This window comes from Aminobacter sp. P4_H6_2, assembly GCF_056400805.1.
This window is the reverse complement of record NZ_JBFUKO010000239.1, coordinates 1-7,735: the sequence shown is the minus strand read 5'-3', so window position 1 is coordinate 7,735 and position 7,735 is coordinate 1. Positions and strand designations below refer to the sequence as shown.

The 7,735-nt window shown below is 63.5% G+C and carries 11 protein-coding genes and 1 pseudogene; 8 read left to right on the top strand and 4 right to left on the bottom strand.

Annotated elements, in window-relative coordinates; translation table 11 throughout:
- Positions 1–50 precede the first annotated feature (50 nt).
- On the bottom strand, positions 51–1,121 hold the full coding sequence (gene hrcA / locus AC1DUU_RS17310; RefSeq protein WP_476784642.1) for a heat-inducible transcriptional repressor HrcA: 1,071 nt from the start codon (positions 1,119–1,121) through the stop codon (positions 51–53).
- A 150-nt stretch (positions 1,122–1,271) separates the two neighbouring features.
- On the opposite strand from hrcA, the gene rph reads away from it, so the two are divergent.
- Genes rph through hemW form a run of 4 tightly spaced genes read left to right on the top strand, consistent with a single transcriptional unit; the run spans position 1,272 to position 4,220 of the window.
- Entirely contained in the window at positions 1,272–1,988 is a 717-nt protein-coding gene (rph, locus tag AC1DUU_RS17305; protein ID WP_476784641.1) for a ribonuclease PH, read from the top strand.
- Positions 1,989–1,996: 8 nt separating this feature from the next.
- The gene (locus AC1DUU_RS17300) at positions 1,997–2,407 is read left to right on the top strand and encodes a VOC family protein (RefSeq protein WP_476784640.1); all 411 of its coding nucleotides are present in this window, start codon (positions 1,997–1,999) and stop codon (positions 2,405–2,407) included.
- A complete protein-coding gene (gene rdgB / locus AC1DUU_RS17295; RefSeq protein ID WP_476784639.1) occupies positions 2,407–3,054 on the top strand; it encodes an RdgB/HAM1 family non-canonical purine NTP pyrophosphatase in 648 nt (215 codons plus the stop codon). The genes AC1DUU_RS17300 and rdgB overlap by 1 nt, the downstream gene beginning before the upstream one ends.
- A complete protein-coding gene (gene hemW, locus AC1DUU_RS17290) occupies positions 3,054–4,220 on the top strand; it encodes a radical SAM family heme chaperone HemW (RefSeq protein WP_476784638.1) in 1,167 nt (388 codons plus the stop codon). Before rdgB ends, hemW begins: the two co-directional genes overlap by 1 nt.
- A gap of 3 nt (positions 4,221–4,223) precedes the next feature.
- Here hemW and AC1DUU_RS17285 read toward each other — a convergent pair whose 3' ends face one another.
- Positions 4,224–4,706 carry a GNAT family N-acetyltransferase gene (locus AC1DUU_RS17285; RefSeq protein ID WP_476784637.1) on the bottom strand — a complete coding sequence of 161 codons (483 nt, stop codon included), beginning with the start codon at positions 4,704–4,706 and terminating at the stop codon, positions 4,224–4,226.
- A gap of 99 nt (positions 4,707–4,805) precedes the next feature.
- Here AC1DUU_RS17285 and AC1DUU_RS17280 point away from each other — a divergent pair, with 99 nt between their 5' ends.
- The 4 genes from AC1DUU_RS17280 to AC1DUU_RS17265 all read left to right on the top strand — a co-directional run bounded on the left by AC1DUU_RS17280 (position 4,806) and on the right by AC1DUU_RS17265 (position 7,164).
- Positions 4,806–5,243, top strand: coding sequence for an EamA family transporter (locus AC1DUU_RS17280; protein ID WP_476784636.1), 438 nt, complete (start codon positions 4,806–4,808; stop codon positions 5,241–5,243).
- Positions 5,244–5,558: 315 nt separating this feature from the next.
- Complete coding sequence (rsmI, locus tag AC1DUU_RS17275; RefSeq protein ID WP_476784635.1) at positions 5,559–6,458, top strand: 16S rRNA (cytidine(1402)-2'-O)-methyltransferase; 900 nt, start codon at positions 5,559–5,561, stop codon at positions 6,456–6,458.
- Entirely contained in the window at positions 6,451–6,822 is a 372-nt protein-coding gene (locus tag AC1DUU_RS17270) for a YraN family protein (protein ID WP_476784634.1), read from the top strand. Before rsmI ends, AC1DUU_RS17270 begins: the two co-directional genes overlap by 8 nt.
- A gap of 111 nt (positions 6,823–6,933) precedes the next feature.
- Positions 6,934–7,164 (top strand): DUF3297 family protein, encoded by a 231-nt coding sequence (locus AC1DUU_RS17265; RefSeq protein ID WP_476784633.1) that lies wholly within the window; start codon positions 6,934–6,936, stop codon positions 7,162–7,164.
- 32 nt (positions 7,165–7,196) lie between these two features.
- Here AC1DUU_RS17265 and AC1DUU_RS17260 read toward each other — a convergent pair whose 3' ends face one another.
- Both AC1DUU_RS17260 and AC1DUU_RS17255 read right to left on the bottom strand, forming a co-directional pair.
- Entirely contained in the window at positions 7,197–7,481 is a 285-nt protein-coding gene (locus AC1DUU_RS17260; RefSeq protein ID WP_476784632.1) for an acylphosphatase, read from the bottom strand.
- 105 nt (positions 7,482–7,586) lie between these two features.
- Positions 7,587–7,735, bottom strand: a pseudogene (locus tag AC1DUU_RS17255) (IS110 family transposase); the annotation flags it as partial.

Here is a 7,735-nt window from a genome sequence, read left to right as displayed (position 1 = left end):
GATCTGTTCGAATGCCATTGCATCCTCCTGAGTATGACTGGGCGATTATCTCACCTGAGCATGCGCGAGATCAACTGCGCCGTATAGTCGACCATCGGCACAATGCGCGCATAATTGAGCCTGGTCGGGCCGATGACGCCAAGCGCGCCGACAACGCGGGCATCCTTGTCGCGATAAGGGGCCACGACCAGCGACGAACCGGAAAGCGAGAACAGCCGGTTTTCCGAGCCGATGAAGATACGTACGCCCGAGCCTTCTTCGGCGAGGTCGAGAAGCTGGATCAACCCGTCCTGGGTTTCCATGTCCTCGAACAGATGCTTGAGCAGTTCGATGTCGGCCTGGGCGGTGACGTTTTCGAGCAAATTGGCGCGGCCGCGCACGATGAGCCGCGACGGCAGGCCGCTTTCGGCGCCGGCCCAGACGGCAAGGCCCTTTTCGACGAGATCCTGCGACAGCGTGTCGAGGGCTGCCTTGGTCTCGTCCTTGATGCGGGCGATCTCGATCCGGGCCTCGGCCAGGGTGCGGCCCCGGATATGGGCGTTGAGGAAGTTGGACGCCTCGTGCAGCTGGGAAACGGTGACACCGAGCGGCAGCTCGACGACACGGTTTTCGACATCGCCATTCTGCGACACCAGCACGGCCAGCGCCTTTGTCGGTTCGAGCTGGATGAACTCGATATGCTTGAGGGCGACCTCGTTCTTGGCGGCGAGCACCAGACCAGCGCCGCGCGACATGCCCGACAGCATCTGGCTCGCTTCGGTCAGCATATGCTCCAGCGAAGCACCCTCGCCCGATGCCTTGACCTGGGCCTCGATGGTGCGGCGCTCCTCGTCGGAGAGATCGCCGAGTTCCATGAAGGCGTCGACGAAAAAGCGCAGGCCCTTTTGCGTCGGCAAGCGGCCGGCGGAGATGTGCGGCGCATAGACGAGACCGAGATGCTCGAGATCGCTCATCACGTTGCGCACGGTTGCCGGCGACAGCGACGAAGGCAGCATGCGCGACAGATTGCGCGAACCGACAGGCTCGCCATCCCTGAGATAGGAATCGACGATGCGCCGGAAGATGTCGCGCGAGCGCACGTCGAGCGATTGCAGCGTGGGATCGGGTACCGCTTTGGTCATCTGCTTCATGGACTCCGTCTAAAATGATATAGACCGCACGGCTGCGAACACAACAGCTCCAGCAGCGGAACCGGTTTTCCTTTGCGCTGGTCCTGCCATGGAGCTACAAGCCGGCAACAATTTTCCGATTTCGCCAGAGAAAGTAGCCGTATGCGCCCCTCCAAACGCCAATTCGACGAAATGCGCGCCATCTCCTTCGAACGCAACGTGTCCAAGCACGCCGAAGGCTCATGCCTGGTGAAGTTCGGCGACACCCATGTCTTGTGCACGGCGAGCCTGGAAGAAAAGGTGCCGGGCTGGATGCGCAACTCCGGCAAGGGCTGGGTGACGGCCGAATACGGCATGCTGCCGCGCTCGACCGGCGAGCGCATGCGCCGCGAGGCTTCGGCCGGCAAGCAGGGCGGTCGCACCCAGGAAATCCAGCGGCTGATCGGCCGCAGCTTGCGCGCCGTGGTCGACATGGGCGCTCTCGGCGAGCGCCAGATCACCGTCGATTGCGACGTGATCCAGGCCGACGGCGGCACCCGCACGGCTTCGATCACCGGCGCCTGGATCGCGCTTCATGACTGCCTGCGCTGGATGGAAGCGCGGCAGATGGTCAGCGTCGAAAAGGTGCTGAAGGACCATATCGCTGCGATCTCGTGCGGCATCCATGACGGCCAGCCGGTCATCGACCTCGACTATGTCGAGGACTCCTCGGCCGGCACCGACGCCAATTTCGTCATGACCGGCAAGGGCGGCATCGTCGAGATCCAGGGCACCGCCGAGGGCGTGCCGTTCTCGGAAGAAGAATTCCTGGCGCTGATGAGCCTCGCCCGCAAGGGCATCACCCGGCTTGTCGACCTGCAAAAGATGGCGGTGGGCTGAGGCTCCCGATGAAGCCCTCGGCGATCCTTGAATCCGCGCTTTACGTCACCGACCTTGACGCCGCCGAGGCGTTCTACGGCGAGGTGATGGGGCTGGAGCAAATCGCCAAGGTGCCGGGGCGGCATGTGTTCTTCCGCTGTGGCCCCGGCGTGCTGTTGCTGTTCAACGCCGAGGCGACGCGCCAGCCGCCCAAGCCCGATGCCAGGCTGCCGGTGCCGCGGCATGGCACGTCAGGCCCAGGGCATCTGTGCTTTGCCGCGACGGCTGAAGAAGTCGAGCAATGGAAGACAAGGCTCGAAGGCGAAGGCGTCGCCATCGAAGCCGATTTTGAGTGGCCGAATGGTGGCCGTTCCATCTATTTCCGCGATCCGTCAGGCAATTCGCTTGAGATCGCCGAGCCGAAACTATGGGGCCTTTGATGCGCAAGCTTGCCGACAACGAGATCGTGATCGCCAGCCACAATGCCGGCAAGCTGCGCGAATTCGCCGACCTGATGGCGCCGTTCGGCATCGCTGCCAAATCGGCCAAGGAATACGGCCTGCCCGAACCCGACGAGACCGGCACGACCTTTGAGGAAAACGCCTACATCAAGGCGCTGGCGGCAGCGACCGCCACCGGACTGCCGGCGATGTCGGACGATTCCGGGTTGGTGGTCGACGCGCTCGACGGCGCGCCGGGCGTCTACACCGCCAACTGGGCCGAAAAGCCCGACGGCACGCGCGACTTCGCCATGGCGATGCAGCGCACAGAAGACGCCATGCAAGAGCGCGGCGCCAAGGCGACCGACCAGCGCACCGGTCGCTTCGTTGCCGTCATCTGCCTGGCCTGGCCGGATGGTCACGCCGAATATTTCCGTGGCGAGGCCGAGGGCAATCTCGTGTGGCCGCCGCGCGGCGAAAAGGGCTTTGGCTACGACCCGGTGTTTTTGCCTGAAGGCCTCGACAAGACCTTTGGCGAGATGAGTGCTGAGGAAAAGCACGGCTGGAAGCCCGGACAGGCCGATGCCCTGTCGCACCGGGCGCGTGCGTTCCAGAAGTTCGCCCGCGCCATGCTTGGTTCGGCCTGATGGGCGTTACGTCGCTCAGCCGCGACCCCGGCTTCGGCGTCTATGTGCACTGGCCGTTTTGCGCGGCCAAATGCCCTTACTGCGACTTCAACAGCCATGTCCGCCACCAGCCGGTGGACCAGGAACGTTTTGCCCGCGCCTTTGCCGCCGAACTCGCAACGATGCGAGCGCGCACCGGCCCGCGCGAGGTGACCAGCATTTTCCTGGGCGGCGGTAMCCCGTCGCTGATGAAGCCCGAGACAGTGGGGGCGGTGCTCGATGCGATCGCCGCCAACTGGACGATATCAGGCAATGCCGAGATCACGCTCGAGGCCAACCCGTCTTCGGTCGAGGCCGAACGCTTTCGCGGCTATCGCGCCGCCGGCGTCAACCGGGTGTCGCTCGGCGTGCAGGCACTGAACGATGCCGATTTGCGTTTCCTTGGCCGGCTGCACAATGTGCCGGAAGCGATTCATGCTATCGGGCTCGCGCGCGAGATCTTTCCGCGCCTGTCATTCGACCTGATCTATGCGCGGCCGGGCCAGAAGCCCGATGCCTGGGCGAAAGAGCTTGAACAGGCGATCAGCTACGCCGTCGACCATCTGTCGCTGTACCAACTGACGATCGAGGAAGGCACGCGCTTCTTCCAACTCTACAATGCCGGCAAGTTCGAGATCCCCGACGGCGAGCATGCCGCTGAGCTGTATTCGATCACGCAAGAGGTGACGGCGGCGCAYGGACTGCCGGCCTACGAGATTTCCAACCACGCCAGACCAGGTGCTGAGAGCCGGCACAATCTGACCTACTGGCGCTACGGCGAATATGTCGGTGTCGGCCCCGGCGCGCATGGCCGTTTCCTCGAAAACAACACCCGCATGGTGACGATCGCTGAGAAGTTGCCCGAACGCTGGGCCGAGCTGGTCGAAGAGCGTGGTCACGGCATCACCGGTGGCGAGATCCTCAACCGCTCGGAAGAGGCCGACGAGTTCCTGCTGATGGGCCTGAGGCTCGTCGAGGGCATTGACCTCGCGCGCTACGAAGTGCTGTCGGGCAAGTCGCTGTCTTCGGCGCGGCTGTCTATCCTACAGGACGAAGGCCTGGTGGCGCCGATCGGCAATTCGCGCCTGCGCGCCACACCCCAAGGCATGATCGTGCTCGACGCCGTCGTTGCCGATCTTGCGCGGTAACGATCAGCTTTTCCGCTTCAGCGCAAATACGTTCGTGCCCTCGACGTCGTCTTCGATGCGTTGCCAGCCCATGCCTTCGTAGTAGGCGCTCAGGTGTGGCTTGGCGCAGAGATAGACGGTCTCGAAGCCCTGCTTGAACGCGGCCTCGGCCCCTGCCCGCGCAAGTGCGGTGCCGAGGCCCGATTTGCGTGCCGCTTCATCGACCCACAACGCAGCTACCCATGGCGAATATTGCGGGCGCGATTCAAGATCGTTGTCGATCAGATGGGCGGTGCCGAGGAAGGCGTCGCCGTCGTGGGCGACGAGCGCCAAGGGCAGTCCCGAAGAGGAAAAATTCTCGTTCACCAGTTCCTGGATGAAGTCGAGTTGGTGGCCGTCGTCGCGCCACCATGCATTCCAGATGCGATCAGCAACCGTTTCGGCAAATTCCGGCCTGTCGCGAAGATCGGAGATCGAAAATTTGTGGTCCATGTCGTTCGTCATCATGCGGACTGCTGTGCTTTCGACTTTCGGAAAGTCGGCGATTGAAAAGACTGAGGTAAACGTCCATTCAAAAGCCCACAACTCCATTTCACGGAGCCAGACATGAATTCCGCCGTCGCATACTGGCAGTTCTGGGCCGTACTTTCGGCCATCTTCGCGGCCCTGACGGCAATCTTCGCCAAGGTCGGCATCGAAAACATCAATTCCGATTTCGCCACACTGATCCGGACGGTGGTGATCCTTTTGGTGCTGGGCGCGATCATCACGGCGACCGGGCAGTTCCAGCCGCTCGGTGAGATTTCGCGCAAGACCTATGTGTTTTTGGTGCTGTCGGGGCTTGCCACGGGGGCATCGTGGCTATGCTACTTCCGCGCGCTGAAACTCGGCAACGCGGCGCAGGTGGCGCCGATCGACAAGCTAAGCGTCGTTCTTGTCGCGGTGTTTGGCGTTATCTTCCTTGGCGAGCGACTTAGCACGGCGAACTGGCTCGGCGTCGCGCTGATCGCGGCGGGAGCGGTTCTGGTCGCCTACAAGGCGTGAGGGCGGTGCCGCTTTGGTGGCTGCGTCAAGGCGGGAGATGAAGGCGTCGAAGCGATGGGACATGGCCAATACTATTGCCTCTGTTACGAATCTCTGTGTTCCGATCCGCGGCGGCGATTTGTTTCCCGCACTGTGGCAAAGCCAAGGCAAAAGCGATCACATCCTTTTGCAAGTGCCTCAGTGCCATGCCAATGAAGGGCTAGAGCCGTGCCATTCCGCTTGAAGCGGAATGGGGCTCTATTTTCTTGTTGGAGCATGATCTTATCCGAAAACCGGTTCCCACTTTTCGGGATCATGCTCTAGAAGCGAGGCGGCGTGCAGAACAACGAAAACAAGCGGGTCTATGTCATCGGCCAGACCGAGATCGCGGCACGGCCGCTGACGCCCGCGCTCTATCTGGTGGCGACGCCGATCGGCAATCTCGGCGACATCACGCTGCGCGCGCTCGAAACGTTGGCTGGGGCCGATCATGTGGCCTGCGAGGATACGCGGGTGACACGCGTTTTGCTCGACCGCTACGGCATCCGCCAGCGGCCGACCGCCTATCATGAGCACAACGCCAGCGAGGCCGGGCCGCGGCTGATCGAAGCGTTGGAGAACGGCCGCAGCGTGGCGCTGGTTTCGGACGCCGGCACACCGCTGGTTTCCGATCCGGGGTTCAGGCTGGTCGGGCAGGCACAGGAGCGCGGCATCCGCGTCGTGCCGATCCCCGGCGCTTCGGCAGTGCTGGCAGCGCTGACCGCCTCGGGCCTGCCTTCGGACGCGTTTTTCTTCGCCGGCTTCCTGCCCGTGAAGGACGGGCAGAAGCGGACGCGGCTGGAAGAGGTCAAGGCAGTACCCGGAACGCTGATCTTCTTCGAATCGCCTCGCCGGTTGGCCGACACCCTCGCCGCCATGGCCGATGTGCTGGGCACACGCCAGGCGGCGATCGGACGCGAACTTACCAAGGCCTTCGAGGAAATCCGCACCGGCACCTTGGCCGAACTGGCCGCGCACTATGCCGAAGCCGATACGCCCAAGGGCGAGGTGGTCATCTGCGTGGGGCCGCCCGAGGAGCGGACCGAGACGGCCGACGATGTCGACAAGCTTTTGTTGTCGCTGGCCAAGGAGATGCCGGCATCGAAGGCGGCAGCGGAAGCTGCGCGCATGACTGGCGGGCAGAAATCAGCGCTTTACCGCCGCCTGCTTGAGCTGCGCGAAGGGTCGGATGACTGAGCGCCTTACCCGCCAGCAAGCACATCGCCTGGGACATCGCGGCGAGTGGCTGGCGGCATTGGCACTGATGCTCAAGGGCTACCGGATCGTTGCCCGGCGCTACAAGACCAAGCTCGGCGAGATAGACCTGATCGCCCGGCGCGGCGACCTTGTGCTGATCGTCGAGGTGAAGGCGCGGCGCACGCTGATCGAGGCGATGGAGGCGGTCGCCTACGGTTCGGAGCGGCGCATCGAAGGCGCCGCCGATCTGTGGCTCGCCCGCCAGCCGGACTATGGCCGGCTTTCGGTGCGCTTCGACATGGTAGCGGTGCTGCCAAGGCGCTGGCCGGTGCATGTCGAAAACGCGTTTTACGGGCGGAATTGAGCGCGGGCCTTTACCCGGTCGACCAATGCACTTAACAGCGCTCGCACGGCCTGCCGCGACGCAGGCGATCATTTTTCGTCCCAACGGACGTCTGAATTACTGGAGAGTGCAATGACCCTTCCTGACCGCCTGAGCAATGACCCGCGCAGTCCGTTTTTCAACGCCGAGGCGCTGCAGGCAGGCGTCGGCATCCTGTTCAACGGCAAAGAGCGCCAGGACGTCAGCGAGTACTGCGTCAGCGAAGGCTGGGTCCGCGTGCCGGCCGGCAAGTCCAAGGATCGCTTCGGCGAGCCGATCACCATCAAGCTCAAAGGCACTGTCGAGGCTTTCCCGAAGCCTTGAACCGTCGGGCTGCGTAGGCCGGAATTGGCGGATTAGCCGGTGATGTCGAAGCCGGCAGGCAGGTTTTCCGGGTTCGCCGGTTCCGAGACGACGCTGGATACCACCGCCCCGCGCGGACCTTCCCACAACAGCTCCAGCATCGACGCGGCCGCCGCGTCGGAACCTACGACCAGTGCCGTCACCGACCCGTCGCGCTCGTTGCGCACCCAGCCGCGCAGGCCCAGCTTTTCGGCCTGGCGCTTGGTCCAGATGCGGAAGCTGACGCCTTGGACGCGGCCTGAGATGCGGGCACGCACGGCGTGGGACGTGTCGTTCATTGAGGCCTCCAAATCGCGTGCCAACAGGTCGGCCAGCTTGCGCCGCCCCTCATCCGCCTGCCGGCACCTTCTCCCCGTGAACGGGGAGAGCGACTGTCTTGGCGGTCAAGCGGTTTGCCATGGTTTTTGGTCCCGGATCATGGCGTTGAGGATGGTGAGGAGCTTGCGCATTGTCGCGACGATGGCGACGATCTTGGGCTTGCCGGCGGCAACGAGCCTGTCGCGGAAGGCCTTGAGGACAGGGTTGTGACGTG

Excerpts from the sequence above, each read along its gene's own strand:
- hrcA (WP_476784642.1), bottom strand. The coding sequence starts at position 1,121 with ATGACCAAAGCGGTACCCGATCCCACGCTGCAATCGCTCGACGTGCGC.
- rph (WP_476784641.1), top strand. The coding sequence starts at position 1,272 with ATGCGCCCCTCCAAACGCCAATTCGACGAAATGCGCGCCATCTCCTTC.
- AC1DUU_RS17300 (WP_476784640.1), top strand. The coding sequence starts at position 1,997 with ATGAAGCCCTCGGCGATCCTTGAATCCGCGCTTTACGTCACCGACCTT.
- rdgB (WP_476784639.1), top strand. The coding sequence starts at position 2,407 with ATGCGCAAGCTTGCCGACAACGAGATCGTGATCGCCAGCCACAATGCC.
- AC1DUU_RS17285 (WP_476784637.1), bottom strand. The coding sequence starts at position 4,706 with ATGATGACGAACGACATGGACCACAAATTTTCGATCTCCGATCTTCGC.
- AC1DUU_RS17280 (WP_476784636.1), top strand. The coding sequence starts at position 4,806 with ATGAATTCCGCCGTCGCATACTGGCAGTTCTGGGCCGTACTTTCGGCC.
- AC1DUU_RS17270 (WP_476784634.1), top strand. The coding sequence starts at position 6,451 with ATGACTGAGCGCCTTACCCGCCAGCAAGCACATCGCCTGGGACATCGC.
- AC1DUU_RS17265 (WP_476784633.1), top strand. The coding sequence starts at position 6,934 with ATGACCCTTCCTGACCGCCTGAGCAATGACCCGCGCAGTCCGTTTTTC.
- AC1DUU_RS17260 (WP_476784632.1), bottom strand. The coding sequence starts at position 7,481 with ATGAACGACACGTCCCACGCCGTGCGTGCCCGCATCTCAGGCCGCGTC.